Source organism: Exiguobacterium sp. RIT594, from assembly GCF_003339585.1.
Taxonomy (GTDB): Bacteria; Bacillota; Bacilli; order Exiguobacteriales; family Exiguobacteriaceae; genus Exiguobacterium_A.
Window position 1 is genome coordinate 1,490,683 of record NZ_QPKF01000001.1, and the last position, 24,930, is coordinate 1,515,612.

Genomic DNA, 24,930 nt, shown 5'->3' on the forward strand with positions numbered 1-24,930 from the left:
ATAACATCCTGTTATACGTCTATTATACATCAAAAACGGTCATACCATGACCGTTTACGCAAAAAAACCGCTCATTCTCTGAGCGGTTTTAAACAAGACGGTCATTGATTATTCATTTATAGGCTTTGACGTGATTTTGCAGATGACCGATTCCTTCAATCGAAATATCTACGACATCCCCATCCTGAAGATACGTCGGCGGCTTCATCCCGTGTCCGACGCCAGCCGGTGTTCCTGTTGCGATGATATCCCCTGCTTCAAGGGTCATCCCGCGGGAAACTTCTGTTAAAATCGTCACGACATCCCGGAGCATCAGCTTCGTCGAACCCGATTGACGCAGTTGACCGTTGACGCGCGTCTCAACCAGTACATCAGCCGGATCAAAACTGTCTTCCGTCACGATGACCGGACCGAACGGACAAAACCCGTCGAGTGATTTACCGCGGAAAAATTGAACATGCTCTTTTTGCAGATCACGTGCCGTCACATCATTGACGATACTGTAACCGAAGACATGATCCAGTGCATTTTCCGGTGTCAAATCACGACCGGACGTCCCGATGATAATGGCGAGCTCACCTTCGTAGTCGAGTTGCTGTGTCAGATCAGCATGCCGTTCGATTGCTTCAAACGGACCGACGATGGAACTCGGTGCTTTCGTAAATAAAACGAATTTCCCGGCACCTGCCGTATCCATCTCCTTGATGTGATCGGCATAGTTCTTCCCGACACAAATCACATTACGAGGCGGTATGTACGGTGCGAGTAACTGGATTTCATCGTTCAGTCGCGGTGCGACATCCAAATCAAGATCCATCTCGAAGCCCCGTGCGATGACTTCAAGCAACGAATCCGTATAGACCTGCGCTGTCACGTCATACCGGTAACCTGCTTCCTCAACTCCAATCCGTGACTCTCCTTCTTGCTCAAACCGAAACCATTTCATGACTATTCCCCCTTTTTTCCAGTATACCGAAAAGTCTCTCCAACCGTCTGCTTTCACGAAAAAAGAACCGTCCGAAATACGTCTCGGACGGTTCTTCTTCAGGCAATGCGACGGGCTAAACGGTCGACAAGCGCCTGTGATTCTTCATTTAAGGAAACCAGATCAACTGACACACCTGCCGCCTGATATTTCAAAACGACCGTTTCAATCGCTTCCGTCGCCGAATCATCAAACAAGTGGGCTTGTGTGAAATCAAGCGTGACCCGTTCGAAGTCGAGATCTGCTGGCACATCGAATTGTTCGACGAACGCTGTCGTCGACGCAAAGAAAATCGGACCGTTGATCCGGTAGACGACGTTTTTCCCTTCGGCATGTCGTTTCACATCAATCCGTGAAATCTTCGATGCGAACAGAATCGCAGCAAGCAGAATCCCGACCAGTACGCCCATTGACAAATCATGTGTCAGGACGGTCACGAGGACCGTTGCCAGCATGACGGCAGAATCACTTTTCGGAGAATTTTTCAGCATTTTGAAAGATCCCCAGTCAAATGTCGCGTACGACACAAAGAACATGACACCGACGAGGGCCCCCATCGGAATCGTCATCAGTAAATCATTCATCGTCACCATCAACAGCATCAGAAATGCTCCGGCTGTAAAAGTCGACAAACGACCGCGACCGCCGGATGTGACATTGATGACCGATTGCCCGATCATCGCACAGCCCGGCATACCACCAAAGAATCCGGCCACGATGTTGGCGATTCCTTGTCCGCGTGACTCGGTCGCTTTATTCGATGTCGTATCCGTCATCTCATCGACAATCCGTGCCGTCAACAACGATTCAATCAGACCGACGAATGCGAGTGACAAGGCATACGGGAAGATGATTTGCAATGTCTCAAGCGAAAATGGAACGTTCGGCAGGAAGAAACTTGGGAGTGAAGCTGAAATTTGACCCATGTCGCCGATGACGCGGGTATCCAGCGAAAAGGCAACCGTCAGAATCGTCATGATTGTAATCGCGACGAGCGGTGCCGGAATCACTTTCGTAAACCGCGGGAAAATCAGGATGATGGCGAGAGACGCCGCGACCATCGCATACATGATCCAGTTCTGTCCTTCAAACTGCGGCAACTGTGCCGAAAAAATTAAGATCGCCAAGGCATTGACGAACCCGACCATGACGGCGCGGGGAATAAAACGCAATAACTTGGCGACACCGGCGACGCCTAAAAGAATCTGGAAGATTCCGGCGAGAATTCCTGCTGCCAGTAAATAATCCACACCATGATCTTTGACGAGTTGGACGACGACAAGTGCCATCGCACCGGTCGCTGCCGAGATCATCCCCGGGCGGCCGCCGGCAATCGAGATGATGATGGCAATGATGACGGACGCATATAAGCCGACCATCGGGTTGACGCCGGCAATCAAGGAAAACGCGATGGCTTCCGGAACCAGTGCCAAGGCAACGACGATTCCGGATAACAGATCCGCTTTCGGTTGCAGGACCCATTCTTTTCTCCATTGTGAAAACATCTAATTCCTCATTTCTTTTGGTTTGAACATATTTTTTCATTGTAAGGTGTTTTACCTGAAACGATAAGCCCTTATTGTAACAGCGTCCGGATCCGGACGATTTCATCGACCATATCCTGATAACGGACCATGATTTCCTGACCGGTGAAGATTGGATCTTCCTGCAACGTTTCGAGTGCCCGCTTCAACAGATGGATTTTCGGCTTTTTCCGTTCCAGTAATTCTTCATAAATGAAATCGAGCACTTCATCATGTGCTTCTTTTGATTCGTCTGAAATGGCAGACAGCGTGATCAGTCGCTTCATATGAGCATTCGTCTTTTCAAATAAGTCTTTCCGGATGACGACCTCATCTTGCGGACGATCGAGCCAGACTGATAAAAACCGCGGCGGAATCAATTGTTCTTCCGTCCGGCTGACATCTTCGACGAGATGGGTCAACCGGTTAAAGACATACCGGACAACCCGTTCCGGTTGCGTGTTTGGTTCTGATTGCCGGAAGAAGTACATCGCATACTGTAACATTCCGGTATAGATGACGGCTAAATCAAGCAGATACGGTGTTTTCGCTTCTCCGAACAAATCACGCAGACGATGGTACGTCCATTCGATTTCAAGCAGCCGGTTATTTTCCATGAATGCTTTTAATTCTTTTTCATTAGAAGCAATCGCTTCTTCAAACAACGTATACAGTTTATATTTCTGCATCAATTCGAGGTAACAGTTCCCTTGCCGGATAAACGTTTCATAATCCGAGACGTCACGGCCGACTAAAATTTCTTTGCGGGCATTACGCATCTTTTCGAAAACCGTATTGAAGACATCAATGAACAATTCATTTTTTGATGAAAAGTAATTATAGAACGTTCCTTTGGAGACGACACTTTGATCGAGTATGTCCTGGATCGAAGTCGACTGGTAACCTTTTTCGACGAACAGTTGGTAGGCAGCATCAAGGAGCTGTTTCTTTTTCGGGTTCATAACATTATCCTTTTCTTTAAATGATCTGTTTTTCAAAAACCACTCATTTACTTTAGTGTATAAAGCAAATAATTTGTAATGTTTTGCCTGAGACGGTAAGATAGCTAAGTTGTAGAATCAGTGTATAACAAACTAGACTTACTGTACAAAAGGAGCATAACGAAATGCAATCAACGAAGCAATCATCTCGTCTTTATTTAATTTTAGCGGTCTTGATGGCCGGCGCCTTCGTCGCTGTCCTGAACTCGACGCTGTTAAATATCGCTTTACCATCCATCATGAAATCATTCAACATTGAAGCAAGCACCGCTCAATGGCTGACAACGGGTTACATGCTCGTCAACGGAATCATGATTCCGACGTCCGCCTTTCTCGTTCAAAAGTTTTCGACACGCCAATTGTTCTTAACGGCAATGGGATTGTTCTCGATCGGCACAATCGTCGCCGGTCAAGCCGATCTGTTTCCGGTCCTGCTCGGTTCGCGGATGTTACAAGCATCCGGTTCCGCCATCATGATGCCGCTTCTCATGAACGTTCTTCTGAACGGCTTCCCGATTGAGAAACGTGGACAAGCGATGGGCATCTTCGGTCTTGTCATCACGTTCGCTCCCGCCATTGGCCCGACGTTGTCCGGCTGGGTGCTTGAACATTACGAATGGCGGATGCTGTTCCATATCGTTACACCGATTTCCCTGCTGGTCCTCATCATCGGATTCTTCTTATTAAAGAAAGAAGTCGTCACGAGTACACTGCGTCTTGAAAAACTTTCACTTGTCTTATCAAGCTTCGGCTTCGGCGGATTACTGTACGGTTTCAGTTCTGCCGGTTCTGCCGGTTGGGGATCATGGACCGTCATCGGTGCTCTTGCCATTGGTGTGATCAGTCTCGCTTCGTTCATTATACGCCAATTCCGACTCGATGAACCGATGCTTGAGTTCCGAATCTTTAAATACCCGATGTTCGCTCTATCACAAGGCATTTCAATGGTCTTGAACATGTCGATGTTCTCCGCCATGATCCTGATGCCGATTTACGTCCAGACGATTCGCGGTATTTCACCGTTCCATTCCGGTCTCTTGATGTTGCCGGGGGCACTTGTCATGGCCTTCATGTCACCGATCACCGGTCGTTTGTTTGATCGCTTTGGTGCCCGGGTCCTTGCCATGATCGGTCTGTCTTTGACCGTCCTGACAACTTTCTTCTTCAGTCGTCTGACGGCGGATACGGCGTATTCGTTCCTCGTCATCATGTATACGTTACGCTTCCTTGGGATCTCGATGGTCATGATGCCGGTTATGACAAACGGATTGAACCATATCCCGCAACATTTGACACCGCACGGAACGGCGCTCAACAATACGTTGTCGCAAGTATCCGGTGCGATTGGTTCAGGACTGCTCGTTACGGTCATGACATCACGGACCGCTGACTATGCCAAAGAACTGACGGCAAATGCAACGCCCGGGACGAATCCGCAAACGATCATCACGCAATCGATGGTCGAAGGCATCAATGATACGTTCTTCATCGCCACGTTGCTCGCCTTACTGGCTTTAGGATTATCGTTCTTCATTAAGAAACGGAAAGTCGAGCAAGACGTCGTTCATATTGATGAAGCACGTGAAAAGAAATATGCTTAAACCTCAAACAGGTCGTTTCCTCTCTATCATGAGAAGAAACGACCTGTTTTTTTATCCGAGAAAAGTCTGAAGCTGTTCCCTCGTCAAGATACGTTGATTCGTACTGCCACGAATCGACAGGGAAGAATCATGAAGGGTTTTGATATACCTCCCGTCAACTAAACCATCAATCTGTGACAGAATCTGTCGGGCTTGCGCATCGTCCAGCAACTGTTCAATCCGGTAACCGGTAAACAGATAGATGTCGCAGCCGGCTAACGCGTGAACCAGTTCTGCCAGGGCAGTACGTTGCAAAAACGGTTCCCCGCCGGAAATCGTAATCCGGCGTGAACCGATGCCTTCAATCTGTTCCAGGACTTGGCGAACCGTGTAGTCTGCTCCGCCGTCCATTGCCCAAGACTCCGGATTATGACACCCCGCACACTGGTGGGGACAACCGGCAAAAAAGATGACCGTTCGGAGGCCGGGTCCGTCGACGACGGAATCAGCGAGAATGTGGAGCAGTCGCATGTTTCACCCGATCCCGTTCTTCCGCCCGCTTCGCAGGATTCCACCGGTCCATCGTTCCGACCAGGTATCCGGTAATCCGGCGAATCCGTTCAATCTCTGTTCCGCCGCACACCGGACAGGAGGTTTCGATCGTCTGCTCCGTCCGGCACGTCAGACAGCGGTCAATCGGATGATTGATCGACCCGTATCCGATACCGGCTTCTGCCATCAGGCGGACGATGTCTTCGATTGCTTTTGGATTTTCCGCGAGAGCCCCGTCCGTCTCGACATACGTGATATGTCCACCGTTACATAAGGCATGAAATGGTGCTTCCAAACGAATTTTTTCACGGATGGTCACCGTCGTCTCGACCGGCAGATGAAATGAGTTCGTATAATACGGTTTATCGGTCACACGTTCCATTACACCAAACCGCTCGACATCCACGGTCGTGAATTTTCCGGATAGTCCTTCCGCCGGTGTCGCGAGCAGAGAAAAATTCAGTCCGGTTTTTTCCCCGTACTGATCGACGACTGTCCGCATCAGTCGGATCAAGGCTTGACCGATTTCGTGGGCGAGTTTCGATTCCCCGTGATGTTGCCCCGTCAGGACGATCAATGCTTCTGCCAAACCGATGAACCCGACGGATAACGTCCCTTGCCGTAAGACCGGTTCGACCCGGTCTGATTCAGCCAGCATCTGTCCGTCCCGCCAGATATGCCGATATAAAAAGGTAAACTCGTCTGCCGTCCGGTTGCCTTGGTAATGATAGCGTTCCAGTAATTGTTCGCAAATCACTGCCGTATAAGCGGAGACCGCTTCAAACATCCGATCGAGACTCTGCGTCATCAGGGCAAGGCGTACAAGATTCAGACTCGTAAATGACAGATTTCCCCGTCCGACGACAGAAGCTCGACCTTGCCGGTTCTCAAGCACACGTGTCCGGCACCCCATGTAGGCCACTTCTTCGTCCGGTGTACCAGTCGATTGGTTAAACGGCGCATCGAGAAAGGCAAAGTTCGGAAACAGACGTTTCCCCGTCACTTCCGTCGCCAGTTGAAACAAGTCATAGTTCGGGTCTTCCGACTGAAAATTGACTCCTGTTTTAACCTTAAAAATTTGGATCGGAAAAATCGGCGTCTCCCCTTTTCCAAGTCCTGCCCGAGTGGCTTCAAGCAATGCCCGAATCACCAGCCGGCCGAACGTTGAGGTATCTGTTCCGTAATTGATGGAAATGAACGGCACTTGGCCGCCACCGCGTGAATGCATCGAATTCGTATTATGAATAAACGCTTCACATGCTTGATAGGTCAGCTCATACGTTTCCGACATCGCATAGGCCCGCTTGCGTCGATTTGACCATTTCGGAACCAGTTCCCGGATTTTCTTCAGTTGCCGCTGAAAGGTTTTTTCGACAAACGGGGCCAGATCAAAATCGAACATCGGGTAGGACTGCCCGCCGTGTTGCATATTTTGATTCGCCTGCATGATGATGGCAGCGAGTGCCAGGGCCGACCGGATATCCTGTGCCGGACGGATCGATCCGTGGGTCATCGTAAAACCGTCCGTTAACAATCGTCCGAGCGGCAGTTGAACACAGGTCGTCGTCCCGGTCACATAATAGTCGGCATCGTGGACATAGATGATGTTTTCAGCAAGGGCCTGTTTCGCTTCTGTTGATAACAACATGTCCTGCATCATCTGTTTTGCCGCGACACCGGCAAGGCGGTTCAGCTTGCCGAGCGGCGATTTCCCATCGACATTCGCATTTTCCTGCATCTCATCCGTTGACGGATCCTGAACGATTTGTTTGTATAACGTCTGTATGTCCATCTTCATCTCTCCCTAAATCATGTGGTTTCTATCTGTATCCCCACTATAGCGAGAGCTTTCCAAGACCGACAATCCCTGCATATCTGAAACGATTTGCAAGGAAAACAGCCGTTTCGTCACCAAATGTTTTCAGAAAATCGCATGGAATTTGCTCTCATCCACTTTTCTTCTATCCTCCCCCGGTATGAGAAACCTCACTGCTCACGAAAAAACAGGACAGGATATGCGGATGATCCTTTTCCGCACTTCCTGCCCTGTCCTATTTGATTTAATCCATTTCAATCAATGTATCGGAGACACTTGGTAACAAGACCTTAAACACGGTACCTTCCCCTAAAATGGATTCGACATCAATATTGCCGTCATGTGCCCGGACAATTTCTTTACAGATCGAGAGACCTAAGCCCGTTCCGCCGATTTTACGGCTGTCGGAATTGTCGACCCGGTAAAACTTGCTGAACAGATGCGGCATCGCACTGCTTGGGATCCCTAATCCAAAGTCACGGACACTTAACTCAATCTGATTGTGGTGATGCGTCAGCGAGATGACGACAGCGCCGCCGTCCGGTGAATATTTGATTGCATTGTGAAGTAAATTACCGAGCAGTTGTTTCATGCTGTTTTTATCCGCATGAATCAAAAATTCATGGTTCTCATCGACATCCAGCTGCAGACGATGTTGTTCGGTTGACGCCTGATAAAAACGTGTCTGTTCCCGGACCGTATCAATCAGATCAAACACTTCTTTATCGTAGGACTGTTTCCCGGACTCCATCCGTTGAACATTTAAGAAATCGCTGACAAGATCCGTCAATCGTTTCGATTCATCATGAATCGTCTGCAGATAACGTTTGTTCCGTTCCGGATCCAACTTCCGTTTCAGCATCAGTTCCGTGAACCCGTAAATGGAAGAGAGTGGTGTCCGCAGTTCGTGTGAGACGGTCGAGACAAGTTCCGACTTCATCCGGTCAACTTCCGTTTCCGCCGTCACGTCCCGGAACACAAGAATCGTTCCTTTCGCTTGTTCACTGAGCATGATTTCTTCCGCGTAGACTTGAATGAAGTATTCCCCTTGATCAATCGATAATGAAAACATCCCTTCCGGAATCTGACCGGATAAGACTTCTTCAAAATACGCTTCAAATGCCTCTTTTTGATCGACCTGCTCAAACATCGTTTCCGGCCGTACTTCGAGGAATGTCATCGAATCGTTGTCTTCTTCGATTTGTAACGATTCGAAGATATCAAATAACGCCTGATTCCCAAGAATCGTTTTTTCATCATGTTTGATATAGAGGATAGCTTCCCGGACTGAATTCAGCAGTTGGGCTGTCTCTTTTCGTTCGTATTCCATTTGTTCATACAGTGACATCCGCATCAAGGAAATCGCAATCTGTTTCGAAAACGATTCCAGTTCATTCAATTCTTTTGTGTTGAAGGATTGATCGAACCGTGCCAGATAGAGGCAGGCAATCAGTTCATCTTTCGCCTGATCCATGACGGGGATGACGGCTTCATAAATGTAGTACGGAAAACCAATCAAACTGTCATTGGCGACCTTTTTCGAAGAATTGGCACGTTCTTTCGAAATCATGACCCGTTTGAGCAGTAACGATTCGGTTTTCAGGCTCTCCTGCTGTTCTTCCGTCATTTCTTTTGGAACGACCGATGAGATCTCATTGTTTTTAATCAATAACAGGGCTCCAAACTCGGTTTTCGTCAAACGGACAATCGTACTGATGACCGATGAATAATCAAACAAACTTTCCTTCGAAGCAAGTGTTTCAATCAGTTCATTGCGGTCCTGCAGATGCAGTTCGTTCGAACGTGTGACTTCGAGTGCCTGTTCCAGTTCTGTTTGTTTACTTTTAAGGGCTTCTTGATTCTGTTCCATCAACTGATTTTTTCGTGACAGCTCCGTGTGTTGCGAGGAGATTGAACGGGCCATCCGATAAAAGGATTCCGTCAGCTGACCGACTTCGTTCTCCACCAGGACATCGTGTTCGAGCGAAATTGATTTTCCTTCCGCGAGTCGCTGACTTTTGATATTCAGTTCATGTAACTGCATCGTCAGCCGGCCAATCAACGGTCGGACGATGAATAATAAGCATAAAAGAAAAATCAATAAGTTCAAAAACCAGAACCACTGGGTTTGTTGCAGTTGAGCAAGTACTTGTTCCTTCGTCTGACCAGCCGAATTGTCGATATAAAGATAACTGGCGACAGATGTGAGTACACTCCAGACAAACACGCTGTAAAATACCGCCATCAGCTGTCTCCCTAGTTTTTCAGTCATCCATTGTTTCATATTGCTAAAGCCTCCTACTAAAACTATAAAAATAAAAGTGTGATACGAGACTTTCGTTTCGCATCACACCTTTATTTCCCTCAATCCTGCCGTTTCAATCCTGTCTCTTACGCTCCGTGGCGGCAATAACCGGAGATTGCAGACTAATCCGATGGCATCAACGATTTGCTGTTTCGACATCCCGTCCGTCTGAAGATGATGCGAGAAGAGCGGGTGGGAAAGCTCACGCAACCGGTCCTCGGCTTGTTTCCCGCCCCAGGACTGTCCGCGTTCAAACCGGCTTCGCAGCCGGCGTCTGACGGCTTTCGGACTCGCCATCAATGCTACATGGTGAACACGGTGGCCGTTTTTTCTTAACGTCCCGATGATTTCTTCAAAATACGTACTATTTGTTAACGTCATCGGGACGATGATGACGGCAGAACCTTGATCCAGTTGTTCGAGCATCAACAAATTAAACCGGCGCCAAAGCGGCTCATCCTGAAAATCATCAGCCTGGTTCTCTTGCGGAAGCTGTTGGCGTAACAGTTGACCTGTCAACTCAGGATCAAATAAATATGAGCCTTTGATTCGTTGCTGTAATCCTCGGGCAGCCGTCGTTTTACCGACGCCGAATGTACCATTGATCCAAATAATCATTGTCCGGATATACCACCTTTATCTTTCCCTGGCAGGAGTTTCCTTTAATATACAATTTGAATGATCCACGGTGCAAGGACACTGGCGAGAATTGCCGTTAAAATCATCGTCAGTAAACCAACTGCCCCTTCCCGCTGATCGAGACTCATTGATTTCGTCGCTCCCATGACATGGGCAATCGATGCCAGTCCGACACCGCGTCCGACAAAATGATGGATCTGCAGACCGGTCATCAGGCGCGGACCGACAATCGAACCGACAAGCCCGGTCACAAGAACAAACGTCGCGGTTAAGGCCAGCGTGCCGCCGGATCGTTCCGAAATCGCCAAAGCAACAGGCAATGTCACCGACTTTGGTAACAAAGCAAGATTGGTCGTCCGGCCAAGATGCAATAACAGACCAAGCAGTAAGTCGGATGTCAGGGCAATGATGGTTCCAATCCCGACACCAAGTGCGATTTCCGGTAAAAACTTCCGGACATGATGCCGGACCTGATACAACGGAATCGCAAATGCTGTAATGGCCGGTCCGAGCATCCGTGATAAATACTGTCCGCCTGACATGTATACAGCGTGCGTCGTACCGCTGAGCAATAAGATGACAATCACGGCCGCCGTCACGGTCAAAATCGGCAGCGTCCAGACAAACGGAAACGCCCGGTACAACCAAAACGCGCCGCCAAACAGCAAAGTCGTCAACACCAGCCAAAATAGTCCTTCACTCATGGGCATCGACCCCCTCTTTGCGTCGGGCCAATCGATCGACGAGAAAAGCGGATCCGGTTAATGTCAACAGACTGCTGATGATCAGGATGATCAGGACCTGAAGGCCGGATTGACGCATGAAAACCGTGTAATCCATGATACCGGATAAGGCCGGTACAAAAAACAGCGGCATGACGAGCAGCAGGACCCGTCCACCGTGCTCGACATAGCTGATTTTGAGCAGACGGCTTTTTAATGCCAGATACAATAAAATCAAGCCGATGATATTTCCGGGTAACGGCAACTGCAGTCCTGTACTCACAACATCCCCGATCATCGCGAAACAGGAAATGAGGACAATCTGCAATAGGATTGTCACACCTAACAATAATTTTGAACGCATAATGATTTCCCCTTGTTTAACGTATTCGGACCCTATTATCCGCCTCAGTTTGTGAACAATCAATGAAATGAGCTGGATTTGTTGAAGTAACCGTTCTCACAGCAATTCCCTGCTTTTACTGTCCTAGCACAAAAAAAGAAGAGCCACCTGTCGTAAGACAGATGCCTCTCCTTTCGTCACATAATCCGTTTAAACAGTTTTTCGAGTTCATACGTCGTCCATTCGATGATGACCGGTCGACCGTGCGGACAGGTGAACGGCATCTCGGTTTTAGCGAGGTCGACGATCAACTGCCGCATCATATCATGATTCAGCGGATGATTGGCTTTAATCGATTTTTTACACGCCATCATGATCGCCGCGTCTTCCCGGTACGTCTCAAGATCGACCTTCCGTTTCATCAAGGCTTCATCCATCAGTTCCTGAATCGTCTCTTCCTGCCGGTGCGACGGGAACCAGGTCGGGACTTCCCGGACGATGAAGCTTTGTGGACCAAAAGCTTCGAGTTCGATCCCGACATCACGGAGGAGCGGCAAAACTTCCTCCATCCGCCGCATATCGTCACTCGCAATCTCAAAGGTATACGGCAACAACAACTGTTGCTTCTGCTCGAGCGGACGACCGAACATGATCTTATAGGTCTCATATTTAATCCGTTCCTGCGCGGCATGCTGATCAATCAGATACATCCCGTCCGCTCCCGAACAGACGATATAAGACGAATGGAGCTGTCCGATGACATCGAGATGCGGAAACTTCGGACCGGTCGCGACCGGCTGATCCACTTGTTCCGGGACTGGTTCATGCGGCACTTCGATTAATTGGTCCGGTTTTTGAATCCCGCTGCCTGACGGGACAGGCTCGTCCCCGGCTTCGGTCCGTTTCGGAATCGGATAATTCCAGACAGACCGGGAAGACAATTCCTCGACCGGCTCCGCCACATAGGAAAATTCTAATTTTCCCTGCGCACTCGGATCTTTTTTAGGTTTCGGCGGTGTCACTTTCGGAATCAGCGTCTGCCGGCTGAGCGTCAAGCGGATTGTCTCCTGAATCAATTGACAGAGTTCCGCTTCCTTTGACAGACGGACTTCCCGTTTCGCCGGGTGGACGTTGACATCAATCAACAATGGATCCATCGTCACTTCGATGACAGCAATCGGAAAACGACCAATCGGCAACAACGTGTGATAGCCGTTTAAAACGGCTTGCGTCAAGGCAAAGTTTTTGACCGAACGTCCGTTTAAGATCAAGGTGATGTAATTTTTCGATGCGCGGGTCACTTCCGGCTTCACGAGATGACACGTCAACTGATAATCAGCCGTCGTACCGGTTGCGACAAGTGTTCCCTGAATCGTCTGATGCCCGTAGACACTGGCAAGTGCCTGCCGGACGTCACCCGAACCATTGGTCTGAATCAAGACTTTTCCTTCGTGAACCGCATACAGTTTGACTTCCGGATGGGCAAAAGCGAACCGGTTCAAAATGTCCGTGATGGCGGCCAGTTCCGTATGTGTCGTCTTCAAATACTTCAGCCGGGCCGGTGTATTAAAGAACAGTTGCTCGACCGTCAGCTCCGTCCCCCGGTTCATGGCGATCACCGACCGATTCGTCAGCCGTCCGCAGTCAAGTGTCAGCTGGATCCCTTCCTGCTCTTCCCGTTTCGTCTTTAAGGTGACTTTACTGACAGATGCAATCGACGCCAAGGCTTCGCCGCGGAATCCAAGCGTCTTGATGCGGAATAAATCGTGTTCATCCTTGATTTTGCTTGTCGCGTGCCGGACAAACGCCAGTTCAGCGTCTTCCGGGTAAAAACCGTGTCCGTTGTCGCGGATCGTCATCCGCTTCATTCCCGCTTCTTCCAGTTCGACATCGATTTGTGTCGCCCCCGCATCGAGCGCATTTTCAACCAGTTCCTTGACGACGGAGGCAGGGCGTTCGACGACCTCACCTGCCGCAATCCGGTTCGCAAGCGAATCGGATAGTTCCCGAATGATTCCCATGCCTGACGTCCTCCTTATTTTCTCGCTTCCGCTTGTAGACGGTACAACGTGTTTAATGCTTCAAGTGGTGTCATATTGATTAAATCCAGTGTCTGGACCGTCTCCCGGACCGGATCCGTCTCAGTAAAAAGACTCAGTTGATCGACAGGTGCCGCCGGAACAGTCGTTTCTTTCGGTGATACGACGGTCCGTTCATCCGTTTGTTCGAATTCCGATAACAGGACTTCCGCCCGGGCAATCAGGGCATCCGGTAAATCGGCTAAGCGTGCGACATGAATCCCGTACGATTGATCGGCTTTCCCGTCCCGGACTTCGTGTAAGAAGACGACCCGTCCATCCTGTTCGACCGCCCGGACATGGACATTCGCGAGACGCGGCATCGAGTCCTCAAGGACCGTCAATTCATGATAATGTGTCGAGAACAGGGTTTTTGCACCGACGTGCTCTGCAATGTGTTCGACGATGGCCTGTGCGAGCGCCATTCCGTCGTACGTCGACGTTCCGCGACCGATCTCATCGAGGAGAATCAATGATTGGTCCGTTGCCCGTGTTAATGCTTCTTGCGTTTCGACCATCTCGACCATGAAGGTCGATTGACCGCTGACTAAATCGTCCGCTGCCCCGATCCGCGTGAAGATTTGATCGAAAATCGGTAACTCGGCCCGGCTTGCCGGGACGAATGATCCGATTTGATGCAGTAAGGCAATCAAGGCAAACTGGCGCATATACGTCGATTTACCGGACATGTTCGGTCCTGTGATTAACAGCATTTCCCGTTCCTCGTGAAGCGAGATCCCGTTCGCAACATACTCTCCGCGCGGCAATACCGTCTCGATGACCGGATGTCGTCCGTTTTCGATCAGTACGTTCCGACCGTTCAGTGTGACAGGTCGGACGTAATCATATCGTTCGGCGGTTTCCGCCAAGGCGACGAGAACATCGAGTTCGGCAATCCGCCGGCTGACCCGTTGCAGACTTTCGATGTGTGTCTTCACCTGATCCCGGACCTGACAGAACAGTTCGTATTCCAACGTGATACTTTTTTCCTCAGCTCCGAGAATCAGGGCTTCCTTCTCTTTCAGTTCCGGTGTCACATACCGTTCCGCATTCGCAAGTGTCTGTTTCCGTTCGTAACGCCCTTCCGGCAACAGTTTGGCGTTGGCCCGCGACACTTCGATGTAATACCCGAAGACCCGGTTATAGCCGATTTTCAATGTCTTAATTCCCGTTGCCTGCCGTTCACTGGCTTCAAGCGTCGCCAGCCATGTTTTCCCGTCTTTTGACGCTACGAGTAATTCGTCGAGCGCCGGATCAAATCCCGTCCGGATCATTCCGCCGTCTTTCGTCGAAATCGGTGGAGCTTCGACAAAAGCACGGTCGAGCAGATCGGTTAATTCATCGTGCGGATCAAGTCCAAGTGCCAGTTGTCCGAGCCGGTCACTGAGTAATTCTTCAAGTGCCGCTTGAATTCGCGGAATCAGACGCAGCGTTGACTTCAACTGGACAAGATCGCGGGCGGAAGCCGTCCCGTATCCGACTTTTGCGACCAATCGTTCCAAGTCATAGACTTCGCGCAATGTATCCTTCAACTGTTGACGCTCGAAATAATGAGCCAACAGTTCTTCGACCGCGTCCAGCCGCTCGGCAATCGTATGTTGTGACAGCAACGGTTTTTCGAGCCAGCGCTTCAGCATCCGTCCGCCCATTGCCGTACCGGTGACGTCCAGCAGTCCCAGTAACGAGCCCTTTTTATCACCGGTCCGGGCAGACCGGACCAGCTCCAGATTTTTGACCGTATTCGGTTCGAGCTGCATGAAGTCGGCCGCTTCGTAAACGATGGCCGGTTGCAAGTGGGCAAGCGACCGTTTTTGCGTATCATGCATGTAGGCATAGAGAACAGCAAAAGCGTCCGCTTGTGCCGTATCAATCGCCCGGTCACCGTGGGGATGGTTTTCCCGGCGTGCACTTTGCGTCAATGGAATCTGTAAATGGCTGAGTGCCGCCTCATGTTCACTTGTCGTCACGATGATTTCACGCGGCAGGATGATGCTCAACTCCTTTGCGACCGCATCAAGCGTCGCGACGCTCGTCAAGGCACTTTCACCGGTCGAGACGTCTCCGCGGGCAATGCCGAACCGTCCGTCCTGCTCGACGACGGCGACGAGATAGCGGTTTTCTTTTTCTGTCAACGATGACATCAACGTTCCCGGTGTGATGACTTGGACGACTTCACGTTTGACGAGCCCTTTCGTCAACTTCGGATCTTCGACCTGGTCACACAACGCCACCTTATAGCCGCGTTCAATCAATTGTTCGATGTAACCGTTCGCTGCGTGATGCGGGACACCGCACATTGGAATCGGATGTTCGGCATTTTTGCCGTTTTTCGCTGTCAGCGTCAATTCGAGTTCATGTGCGACTTGTTTCGCATCTTCGAAAAATAATTCGTAAAAATCACCTAACCGATAAAACAAGAAGGCATCCGGATAGTCGGCCTTAATCGAAAAATATTGTTTCATCATCGGCGTGTTATGGACTGCTTCCATGCTGTTCACCTCATTCGCGTAAAAAGCCGACGGGAATCCGTCGGCTTTTCCAATTCAATTCATTGATTAATAGCCGCAACCGCCGCTTTTATTTTCTGCGTCCATGCCGCTGCCTGTTTTCCCCGCCAAGACATCGCCATCTGTCGCTTCGATGATTTGATCCGTAATGCCGTTTGAAATCGTCACCGTCACGTACTGAAGAAGTCCGTTGACTTCTTCCTGTGATTCCTGGAATTGTTGCACGACCGGCATCTCATCGAGTTCAGCGAATAATTTATCCAGTTTTGCTTCGACACGTGCCAAAGCTTCCGTTTTACCATAATGCTGGCAGTTGACGGCTTCTTTTTGCAGGAACTTGATTTGTTTCATCATCTTTTGAACTTTTTCGTTCCCGTTGATGTTTGCTTCAGCAGCTTTGAATCGTTCTACTTCTGATGTCTCAGAAATCATTTTCGCGATTTCATTGGCCTTTTCGATGATTTGTTCATCTGTGTACATAAACATTCGTCCCCTCTATCGGAAGCGGTAATCCCGCTACGCTTATCGTATCTACGAACGATGACTCGTTCTTAACGCATTCATTATACCGTTCTCTTAGAGGGGTGACAAGAATAGTTCCTTATTCAATCGAGCGCCACAGCAGATAGGTGGCGTGACTGCGGTACGGGGCAAATTCTTCCGCCAGCAAAACTGCCTCTTCCACACTCGGCCGGCTCCCGTGCAAGTGCTCAAACGCCCGTAAAATGCCGATATCCGACGCCGGAAACAGATCCTCCCGTCCGTAGCCGAACATCAAAACGTTTTGTACCGTCCAGGGGCCGACTCCTTTTAAGGCGATCAGTGTCTCCGCGATTGTTGCGTCGGACGATTCCGTCAACTGATCGAAATCAATCTCGGCCCGAGCTGCTCCAAGCAGATACTCGACTTTTCGTCCGGACAGTTGCAACGCCCGAAGCTGTTCCGGATCCACTTCCCGTAACCGGTCTGGCGTCGGCGGGAAAATCACCCCGTTTTGTTCCGTGCCGAATGTCCGGCAGAACCGTTCCATCAGGACTTGCGCGAACGCTAGATTGATTTGTTGATGGATGATTGACCGGATGAGTGCAGTGAACGGACTAATATCCAGCACAAGCCGCTCCGCTCCGAACGTCGCCACGACTTCTGAAAGCGAGGTGTTTGACAGGTGCTGGCTTGGATTCGCCGTATCCAGACGAAACCGACGGCGCAATTGTTGCACCATCGGTTTCTGTGGACCGTTTCCAGACAAGAGCAGTGTCCGCGGACCGGATGCTTCCATCTGACCGATGAAGTTTCCTTCCGGCAACAAGAGCGGAACAAACAACCGACCGTCCTGTTCGACCTGTAACCGGTCACCCCGAAGGCGTTTCCGGATACCGGCAAAGTCATAGTCGTCTTCCAACAGTAACTGTTCCTGCCACATACAATCGCTCCCTCAACCAATGAATAGTTTGATTCCACCAAGAATCAAACCAATGAAAAATCCGCAAATCGCGCCGTTGACGCGAATCCATTGCAAATCGTTCCCGACCTTGTCTTCAATCATATGAATCAATGTTTCCGTATCAAAACGGTTTAAGTTTTCCCGGACCAGACCGCCGATTTTTTGGTGGTTTTGATCCACGAACCGTACGAGCTGATCTTTCATCCAGCGGTCACTTTCTTCTTTGAACGTCGGATGCTGATCCCACTCGTTCAGCGCTTGGTTCATCAACGGCAAAGCACGGTTTTCCCAGAAAGAATCGGATGCCAGGTACGTTTTCAGCTCCTCGATTCCTGCCGTGTAGGCCCGGTTCAAGACCGGATGCAGATCAAAACGATCCACTTCCGTTGCTTTCCATTGATCAATTTTGGCAAGCCGTTCTTCATCTTGCGTCAATTGTGCCAAATTCCGGCGTACATGATCAAGAATTGCCAGACGGTTCGGGTGATGCACCTGCTTCATATCTTCAATTACACTCAGCAGGACCGATTGAATGACAAGGCTCAACCGTTCTTCCGAGTAGACTTTTTGTACCGTTTTCGCCGTAACGCGTAAAAAGGTGTTTTTCTCCTGATCAATCATGGCGTGATACGCCAGACGACCGATTTGATCCCGGATCACGGGATCTTCGAGCAACCGTTGCCCGTACCCGAGCAATTGGTCGATGGCGAGTTCATCGAGGCGGCGTTCCTCGTTTAATCCCATCAGCCGTTCTGCCAATCGTTTGGATGGATACGCTTTGACCGTGTCGGAAATCCGCTCATCGACGACTTTCAGAATCGCCTCTTTTGGCAGTTTGTGTAAAATACCGGTCAACAGTTCCGTGACCGTCGAACGAAACGCCGGTAACAGGACAATTGAACGCAACAATTTGATGAAACGATCGGCGAGCGTCATATGCCGTAATTTTTCAACGATACTCTCTTTATTAAGCAAATCTTTTTCGAGCATCTGGACGATCGACTCGATGACGCGCTCCCGGTTTTTCGGCAACAGGTTCGTATGGGGAATTTTCAATCCGAGCGGATGCCGGAATAAAGCCGTGATGGCAAACCAGTCTGCAATTCCGCCGACAAGACCGGCTTCAAAACCGCTCTGCAGCCAAAATACCCAATCGTTTTCTTTAAACGGCAATGAGGCGATAAAGCCGACTGCCATAAAAATCAAGGATACGGTCGCGAGACGCCGGGTCGATGATTTTGGTTTTAATTGTTGTTGCAAGATGGTTCCTCCTTCTCGCTGCATGTTTTGTCATACTTCGTATACGTTCAAAAACGCATCCAAGTTTCGACATGAAAGAGTCCCAGCCTCAACCGGACTGGGACTCATTATGTAGTTAAAACGTAAATTCACCGAAATTTTCGCCGTCCCATGTTGCTGTCGCTGTCGACACAAAGTAGACGAGTCCGTTTCCAAATGTATTTTCCATCAATGAAACGATTTGATGACCGGCCGTCTGTTCGACGAACGCCAATCGGACTTCTTCTTTTCCTTGATAAATTCGTTCATATACGCTCAATCCCCGGGCATTGATGAAGGTGCGGGCGTTTGTAAAAATTAACGGACCGACTTCCGGGCGACGTTCTTGAATGAAATGTTGACACTTGTCCTCAAACTGATTCAATCTCGTTCACTCCTTCTCTCTCTTTTTTCGCTCATGATTAACTACTTCCCGTCTCGCCTCAATCATAATCCTGTTCTCAAAAAAAAGCGACCATCCGGCCGCTTCTTTCATGATTTCCCAAACTCTTTTCTAAATCTTCACACCGAACTCCCGGGCCACATGAATGGCGGAAGTCGTCGCCCCGATCGTTCCGGCACCCGGAAATACAGTATCGCCGATGATATAAAGTCCCGGCACACCTGTCCGAAACGAGGCAGCGCGAAACAGACTTGTCGACGGTAATTGCGGATATCCGCCGACACCACCATCCGGACGTGATGTGTAGCGGACCCAGGCACCCGGTCCACCGGGATGGCGTTCAATGACTTGATCTTGGAAACCGGGAAATTCTTGTTCTAAAATCGTTTCGAATTTTTCCTGCATGGCTTCGACTTGCCGGTCATATTGTACGCGGTCGTCGCGTGCGAACTGACCGATCGGAATATGGCAGGACATCGTCAACGTCCGACACCCGATTGGTGCCCGCTCGATGTCCCCCGTCCGGGATAAGGAGATGAACGCATGACCCGACGGTAGAAGCGGATCGTGAATTTGACGAAAAACGTGGTCCTCTTGAATGATTGTCTCAGGAATCGCCGCGTAATACGTAAATGTTGCCCACTGCGTTAAATCAGCTTGTCGCTTGTATGTCCGGTCCAATGCCGGTCGCAAGGACGGTCCGATCAGTTGCTGCATCGCTTCGATCGGCACGGCACCGATGACGGCATCGGCCAGTAAAAGTCGTCCCCGCCGGTCTTCGATTAAAAAGCCATCCGCCGTTTGACGGACAGAGGTGATTTTACGACCGAGCAATACTGTTGCTCCGTCCGCTTCCGCAACAGCTTTCAGACGTTCTGCAACTTGATACAGTCCACCCGGAACGTAATACGCGCCGTCATGATAAATTGACAATGCAACAGCTCCGAGCAACGCCGAAGCTTCTTTTCCCGTCTGCATGCTGTCGAGTAAAATCCCGTCAATCAGTTGCGCAAAAACCGTCCCGTCCAACTGATGTTTCCGGAGAATGTCACCAACCGTCCGTGCCAGATAGGGGAGTAGCGGCAGACTTGCTTTTGTTTCACGGACAATCATCCGCGCATCACGCAACGTTTTGAGCGGTAACGCCGGTAAGGCCTGCATTAACGGTCGGACGTGTCGCTGGATCCGGTCCAGTTCATCAAAAAAGTCTTGAATTGCAGTAGCCTGATCAGAAAACTGGTCCTTTAAATGCGCAATGAAACGGTCCCTGTCCCGGTAATAGAGGATATCGTACCCGGCCAACTTGATCGTCATGACGGTTTCGAGCAATTCGACAGGCTGGTCGATTTGCAGGTGTTGCAACACCCGGTCATGAATACCGCCGGACTCAAAACCCATTCCGAGTGTCGCACCGACCGGATAGGTAAAATCTTTGCGGGTAAACTTACCCGCTGAGCCGCCCCATTCACGGCTTCCTTCGCACAAAGTCACGTCATGCCCGTTTCGAGCGAGTAACGCTGCAGCGGTGACGCCCGCTATTCCGCCCCCGATGATGACAATCCGTTTCATGACGGTTCCTCCTCTGTCTCTGTGACCAGATTTTCTTTAAACAAAAAATTGCGGACTTCTTTGAAAACCGGTTCCCGGCGATGGATCGTAAAATGATCATACTTATAGGATTTCGTCCGAATGTTATCCGTATACGCATCAAGTGCAAACGAGCTTTTGAGCGGAATCAAATTGAAGTCTCCGCCTTTCGCCCCAAAAGAATAGACCAGCACATCCCGCGGCCATGTCTCCAAACGATCCTTCAGATTTTTCATCGCCGCCGAGTTTTCAGCCAAATCCTGAATCGCCGGACTGTTTGTATTCGTCCCGAACGGAGCAAGCGTCAGCCCGAGCGTCGCATAATCCGAGCCGCTGATCGGTGCATCGAGCGTCACCACTTTTCGGACATGGTACGGGATATCTTCTTTCAGTGTATAGGCGACGACATCGACTCCGCCCATACTGTGACCGACGAGTTGGATGTCCGTAAACGTCGCCTGTTGCTTTTTGTCATATTGTTCAATTGCTGTGTTGAGCCATTTTTGTTGATCGGCAAGGCTCGCTTCATCATCTTCAAAGACGATCCGGACAAGCGGATAACCGGTCGTAGACGGCTTGACGTCACAAACTACTTTCCCGTTTCGTGACACATCACATCGTCCACCGTCATCTGCCAGCTTCTTTTTCGTAAAGTTCTCCATCATCGGCAAGAAGGTCCGCTCTGTCCCGAACAGACCGTGCACCATGAATGTCGGCGTGATTTCGCCGACCTGTTGCGCGACAATCTGTTTTGTCGGCGGCGGCGCACTCGACGTCTCGTCGGCAAAGAACCACCAGGCACTGCCACCGACAAGCAGACAGACGAGTACCGAGATACCGATGGTCTGCAGTTGTTTGCGGCGTAATTTCCGGACGTGATGAACAATCCAAAAAATAAGCAGACAAACCCCGATCAACAAAACGATTCCCGTGACGATCCAGCCGGTCGGATTCGGAACATAGGCAATCAGCTGTAACTGGTTGGCCTTTGTCCCGTACAGTTTCCACGAAACATTATTATGGTTCGCCCAGTCGATTTTTTCCCCGTTTTGAAGACCGATCACTTTCGGTCCATGAAGATTGATTTCAATATCCGCCTGACGGAGATAACGATCGGCTAATTTTTTAACCTGTCCGGTCGGCTGATAACCTTTGATGTTCAACCGGTCGATACTCAAATCAATGTTCGTATCCAATCGATACGTATTAAACCAAAATCCTTTTTCCTGTTTGACTTCATACGTCGTATCCGGCGGGATGAGGATACCGCCGATCCCTGTTTTCCATTCATCTTTAATCGTTGCCAAATCTTCGAATTTGGCAAATTTCTTTTCCATCCGGATGCCTTCGTAATCATCCTGCGTCTTGAACGTCTTTGCCGCGTACCCGTTCTTCTCAGCCTGCTTGACATACGTATTCCAGTCCGGGTTCAGATTAAGTAATCGCGCTACAGGATGCTCTTTTGCCGCATATGTTGTTTTCAAGGTAACACTTTTGTCGGTATGGACCGCCGCATCATATTGGATCCGGATACATCCGCCAAGCACCATTGCCATCAAGGCGAACGACAGGACAATAAGTTTTTTTCGTTTGCTGATCAAATCGTCACACGCCCTTTCTCTTTGCTGTCGGCTCGTTTTTCTTTTCCCTAACTCAGAAGTCCTCATGCTTCAAAATGAATATGTCCAAAAAAATGTAACAGAGTTTAAGCCGTCACGCTCTAGTTGTTTAAACATGGAGAAATCATTTCAGTCTTTTTCCTTCTACTTTTCCAGAAAAATATCCGATTCTTGCATCTGTTGTGAACGATTGAATCCATTCAACTTCTAACCGTTTAAATTCTGTTGTTCTTACGATTATATCAGCTGATTGGACCGTTATCAGCAAGTGATTGCTGTTCCTTTAACAGATGACTTTTGTAAAATACTTTAAGATTTTTATTCCCGTATAGTTTATAGAAATAAAAAATCGGAAAGTTCAGCAAACAAAAATTGTCATTGCATCTCCAATTTTTGTTTGCTATCATTCAACTTGAAGATGACAATGATAATCATTATCATTTAATTCGTGAAAGAAAAACACATACATATTCATGAACGAATTGATGTGATGGATTGTCTAATACCAAAAGGAGATGAATCAAAATGGGGACACTCAAAACATCGATGGTGATGAGCTCACTCGCCGTCTTACTTGCCGCTTGCGGTACTGCAAACGAAACGACTACGGCAGACAGTAAACAATCTGCTGCAAAAACGGTCGAAATCACCGATGCACACGGTACGGTCAAAGTACCCGTACAACCCAAGAAAGTCGTCGCACTCGATAACCGGACATTCGAGACGCTCGCTGCCTGGGACGTTGAACTCGTGGCCGCTCCGGTCGGACTGTTGCCGGCTGAATCGCCGTACGCCAAAGACAAGGAAATCGTCGACGTCGGCATGCACTTCGAACCAAACCTCGAAGCCATCGCCGGCGTCAATCCGGATGTCGTCATCGTCGGTCAACGTTTCGCGGATTACTACGATGAGATCAAAAAATTGGTTCCGGAAGCTGCTGTCATTGATTTGGACATCGAATTGCCGGAAACATCCGGAACGCCGGGTGAACTGTTAGTCAAAGGTCTTGAAGATACGACACACACACTCGGTCAAATTTTTGCCAAGGAAAAAGAAGCCGATCAACTCGTCACGACTTTCGAACAGTCGATTCAGGATGTGAAAAAATCCTATAACGGAAAAGACAGCGTCATGTCGGTCATCGTCTCAGGTGGAGACATCGGTTTCTCTGCCCCGATGAGCGGTCGTGTCTTTGGACCGATGTATGACATCTTCGGCTGGAAACCGGCACTTGAAGTCAAACAGAAATCAGGTAAGGACCAAGGAGACGAAGTGTCGGTCGAAGCCATCGCACAAAGCAATCCGGACCGTTTGCTTGTCTTAGACCGTGACGCTCCGCTCGGGAACGCCAAGGATGCTGTTCCGGCGGAAGATGTCATCGATCGTGCTCCGGCGCTTCAAAAGACGACAGCCGTCAAGGAAGAGCGGATTGTGTATACACCAAAGGATATGTACTTGAACGAATCGATTCAGACCTATTCGGAATTTTTCCAAAGCGTATCGAAAGCATTTGTGAAGTAAATGGAACCGATTAAGTCGCAACAAATGAATGGAAGTGTTGAGCCGGTTGCTCGACCTTCCTTTTCTGTCGTTTGGACGCCACCGTTTATCATCGCCCTGCTGATCATCGGTCTGCTTGCCGTTACTTCGCTGTTTACCGGAGTTTACGAGCTCGGCAACACGGCAAATGACTTTTCTATGTTTTGGATTACACGTGTTCCGAGAACGGTTGCCTTGATGCTGACAGGTGCAGCCATGGCGATGGCGGGACTCGTCATGCAACTGATTACACAGAACCGGCTCGTCGAACCGACGACGACCGGCACGATTGAATGGGCGGGACTCGGACTGTTGACCGTTTACCTGCTTGTCCCGGCACCGACCTTGATGATGCGGATGACCGGTGCGATTGTGTTCGCTTTTATCGGCACGATGGTGTTCTTTTGGTTCCTGCGTTCAGTCCAGCTCCGCTCTTCATTGATTGTACCGATCATCGGCCTCATGCTCGGAGCTGTCATCTCGGCCGTTTCCACTTTCTTAGGTTTATATTTCCGGGCGAGCCAGGCGCTCGAAGGGTGGTTCGTCGGATCGTTTTCATCCGTCCAAGTCGGGCGCTATGAATACTTATGGATTATTGTCGGGGTCACGATGTGTATTTTCTTTCTCGCCAATCGTTTGACGGTAGTCGGTCTCGGCGAGGATATCGCGACGAGTCTCGGCATTCATTACAACCGTCTGATGATCATTGCGACGGGTCTGATCGCCTTGTCCGTCGGCATCGTCGCGACGGTTATCGGAAACTTACCGTTCCTCGGTCTGATCGTGCCGAATCTCGTCTCGATGATGCGTGGAGATGACTTGCGCAGTAACTTGCCGTGGGTCTGTATCATCGGGATGGGGACTGTCCTCGTCAGTGATTTAATTTCGCGGACATTGATTCAACCCTTTGAATTGCCGGTCTCACTGATTCTCGGAACAGTCGGGGCAGCCGTCTTCATTCTCATCCTGTTGCGGCAACGAAAAAGAGGAGGGATCCGATGAGTACAGT

Annotated in this window: 20 protein-coding genes; 3 read left to right on the plus strand and 17 right to left on the minus strand. The window is 49.6% G+C overall.

Going from position 1 to position 24,930, the window contains the following annotated elements; genetic code table 11:
• Positions 1 to 112: 112 nt before the first annotated feature.
• The 3 genes from DVG79_RS07805 to DVG79_RS07815 form a co-directional block, all read right to left on the minus strand.
• Positions 113 to 946: a fumarylacetoacetate hydrolase family protein gene (locus tag DVG79_RS07805; RefSeq protein ID WP_114596214.1), complete on the minus strand. Its 834-nt coding sequence runs from the start codon at positions 944 to 946 to the stop codon at positions 113 to 115.
• A 98-nt stretch (positions 947 to 1,044) separates the two neighbouring features.
• Positions 1,045 to 2,490 carry a SulP family inorganic anion transporter gene (locus DVG79_RS07810; protein ID WP_114596215.1) on the minus strand — a complete coding sequence of 482 codons (1,446 nt, stop codon included), beginning with the start codon at positions 2,488 to 2,490 and terminating at the stop codon, positions 1,045 to 1,047.
• 71 nt (positions 2,491 to 2,561) lie between these two features.
• On the minus strand, positions 2,562 to 3,470 hold the full coding sequence (locus tag DVG79_RS07815) for a TetR/AcrR family transcriptional regulator (protein WP_114596216.1): 909 nt from the start codon (positions 3,468 to 3,470) through the stop codon (positions 2,562 to 2,564).
• 164 nt (positions 3,471 to 3,634) lie between these two features.
• Here DVG79_RS07815 and DVG79_RS07820 point away from each other — a divergent pair, with 164 nt between their 5' ends.
• Positions 3,635 to 5,110: a DHA2 family efflux MFS transporter permease subunit gene (locus tag DVG79_RS07820; RefSeq protein ID WP_114596217.1), complete on the plus strand. Its 1,476-nt coding sequence runs from the start codon at positions 3,635 to 3,637 to the stop codon at positions 5,108 to 5,110.
• 51 nt (positions 5,111 to 5,161) lie between these two features.
• Here the strand turns inward: DVG79_RS07820 and nrdG are convergent, their stop codons facing one another.
• From nrdG to DVG79_RS07890, 14 genes are all read right to left on the minus strand, one after another.
• Complete coding sequence (nrdG, locus tag DVG79_RS07825) at positions 5,162 to 5,620, minus strand: anaerobic ribonucleoside-triphosphate reductase activating protein (protein WP_114596218.1); 459 nt, start codon at positions 5,618 to 5,620, stop codon at positions 5,162 to 5,164.
• Positions 5,595 to 7,433, minus strand: coding sequence for an anaerobic ribonucleoside triphosphate reductase (locus DVG79_RS07830; protein ID WP_114596219.1), 1,839 nt, complete (start codon positions 7,431 to 7,433; stop codon positions 5,595 to 5,597). The genes nrdG and DVG79_RS07830 overlap by 26 nt, the downstream gene beginning before the upstream one ends.
• Before the next feature lie 268 nt (positions 7,434 to 7,701).
• Positions 7,702 to 9,741 carry an ATP-binding protein gene (locus tag DVG79_RS07835; protein ID WP_114596220.1) on the minus strand — a complete coding sequence of 680 codons (2,040 nt, stop codon included), beginning with the start codon at positions 9,739 to 9,741 and terminating at the stop codon, positions 7,702 to 7,704.
• 63 nt (positions 9,742 to 9,804) lie between these two features.
• Positions 9,805 to 10,380, minus strand: a complete 576-nt coding sequence (locus DVG79_RS07840) for an AAA family ATPase (RefSeq protein WP_114596221.1) — start codon at positions 10,378 to 10,380, stop codon at positions 9,805 to 9,807.
• 44 nt (positions 10,381 to 10,424) lie between these two features.
• On the minus strand, positions 10,425 to 11,105 hold the full coding sequence (locus tag DVG79_RS07845) for an LrgB family protein (protein WP_233494557.1): 681 nt from the start codon (positions 11,103 to 11,105) through the stop codon (positions 10,425 to 10,427).
• On the minus strand, positions 11,098 to 11,487 hold the full coding sequence (locus tag DVG79_RS07850) for a CidA/LrgA family protein (RefSeq protein WP_114596223.1): 390 nt from the start codon (positions 11,485 to 11,487) through the stop codon (positions 11,098 to 11,100). Before DVG79_RS07850 ends, DVG79_RS07845 begins: the two co-directional genes overlap by 8 nt.
• Positions 11,488 to 11,663: 176 nt before the next feature.
• Positions 11,664 to 13,487, minus strand: a complete 1,824-nt coding sequence (mutL, locus tag DVG79_RS07855; RefSeq protein ID WP_114596224.1) for a DNA mismatch repair endonuclease MutL — start codon at positions 13,485 to 13,487, stop codon at positions 11,664 to 11,666.
• Between the two features lie 14 nt (positions 13,488 to 13,501).
• Positions 13,502 to 16,033, minus strand: coding sequence for a DNA mismatch repair protein MutS (gene mutS / locus DVG79_RS07860; protein ID WP_114596225.1), 2,532 nt, complete (start codon positions 16,031 to 16,033; stop codon positions 13,502 to 13,504).
• 66 nt (positions 16,034 to 16,099) lie between these two features.
• Positions 16,100 to 16,537, minus strand: a complete 438-nt coding sequence (locus DVG79_RS07865; protein ID WP_188005300.1) for a YlbF/YmcA family competence regulator — start codon at positions 16,535 to 16,537, stop codon at positions 16,100 to 16,102.
• A 115-nt stretch (positions 16,538 to 16,652) separates the two neighbouring features.
• Complete coding sequence (locus tag DVG79_RS07870; protein ID WP_114596227.1) at positions 16,653 to 17,474, minus strand: DNA-3-methyladenine glycosylase family protein; 822 nt, start codon at positions 17,472 to 17,474, stop codon at positions 16,653 to 16,655.
• Positions 17,475 to 17,486: 12 nt separating this feature from the next.
• Complete coding sequence (locus tag DVG79_RS07875; RefSeq protein WP_114596228.1) at positions 17,487 to 18,755, minus strand: DUF445 domain-containing protein; 1,269 nt, start codon at positions 18,753 to 18,755, stop codon at positions 17,487 to 17,489.
• A 115-nt stretch (positions 18,756 to 18,870) separates the two neighbouring features.
• Entirely contained in the window at positions 18,871 to 19,158 is a 288-nt protein-coding gene (locus DVG79_RS07880; protein ID WP_012369943.1) for a hypothetical protein, read from the minus strand.
• Between the two features lie 129 nt (positions 19,159 to 19,287).
• Positions 19,288 to 20,745, minus strand: coding sequence for a phytoene desaturase family protein (locus DVG79_RS07885; RefSeq protein ID WP_114596229.1), 1,458 nt, complete (start codon positions 20,743 to 20,745; stop codon positions 19,288 to 19,290).
• Positions 20,742 to 22,364 (minus strand): DUF3153 domain-containing protein, encoded by a 1,623-nt coding sequence (locus DVG79_RS07890; protein ID WP_114596230.1) that lies wholly within the window; start codon positions 22,362 to 22,364, stop codon positions 20,742 to 20,744. Before DVG79_RS07890 ends, DVG79_RS07885 begins: the two co-directional genes overlap by 4 nt.
• A 543-nt stretch (positions 22,365 to 22,907) precedes the next feature.
• Between DVG79_RS07890 and DVG79_RS07895 the strand changes: the two genes are divergently transcribed.
• Both DVG79_RS07895 and DVG79_RS07900 read left to right on the plus strand, forming a co-directional pair.
• Positions 22,908 to 23,903, plus strand: a complete 996-nt coding sequence (locus tag DVG79_RS07895; RefSeq protein ID WP_114596231.1) for a siderophore ABC transporter substrate-binding protein — start codon at positions 22,908 to 22,910, stop codon at positions 23,901 to 23,903.
• 24 nt (positions 23,904 to 23,927) lie between these two features.
• The gene (locus DVG79_RS07900; RefSeq protein ID WP_114596573.1) at positions 23,928 to 24,923 is read left to right on the plus strand and encodes an ABC transporter permease; all 996 of its coding nucleotides are present in this window, start codon (positions 23,928 to 23,930) and stop codon (positions 24,921 to 24,923) included.
• Positions 24,924 to 24,930: the final 7 nt, after the last annotated feature.